The 456-nt window shown below is 58.3% G+C and carries 1 protein-coding gene; it reads right to left on the reverse strand.

The window, feature by feature from the left end:
* Nucleotides 1-399, reverse strand: a 399-nt coding sequence (locus tag EN969_RS34865; RefSeq protein WP_164758834.1) for a glutathione S-transferase family protein, incomplete at its 3' end; no start/stop codon positions are given.
* Between the last annotated feature and the right edge of the window lie 57 nt (nt 400-456).

Here is a 456-nt window from a genome sequence, read left to right on the forward strand (position 1 = left end):
GGATTCGTCAAGGAAGCCGGCCTCGGTCGATGTTGAATAGAACCGGCTGATGGCATTGAGGGTTGCCGAACCGAACTCGATCCAGGCGCGATGCCGGGCGCGGGCATAGGGATCGGCCGGGTGGAGGGGATTGGCCTGCGTCTCTTCGAGGAATTCCAGGATGACGGCCGATTCGAAGATCACCGTTTCCTCGCCATTCCGCTGCACGCGCAGCAGCGGCACTTTGCCGAGCGGCGAGATCGCCTTGAACCAGTCCGGCTTGTTGGCGAGGTCGATATCGACGCGTTCGAACGGCACGCCCTTTTCGGCCAGCGAAATCGCGGCGCGCTGCACATAGGGGCAGAGGTGATGGCTGACGAGAATGAGCTTGTCGGCGCGTTTGCAGATTTCGTGTTTCATCGGATTGGCTTTCCCTGATTAATGCAATTGCATCTATGTAGATGCATATGCATTGAT

The organism is Mesorhizobium sp. M7A.F.Ca.CA.003.01.2.1 (assembly GCF_003998945.1).
Classification (GTDB): domain Bacteria; phylum Pseudomonadota; class Alphaproteobacteria; order Rhizobiales; family Rhizobiaceae; genus Mesorhizobium; species Mesorhizobium ciceri.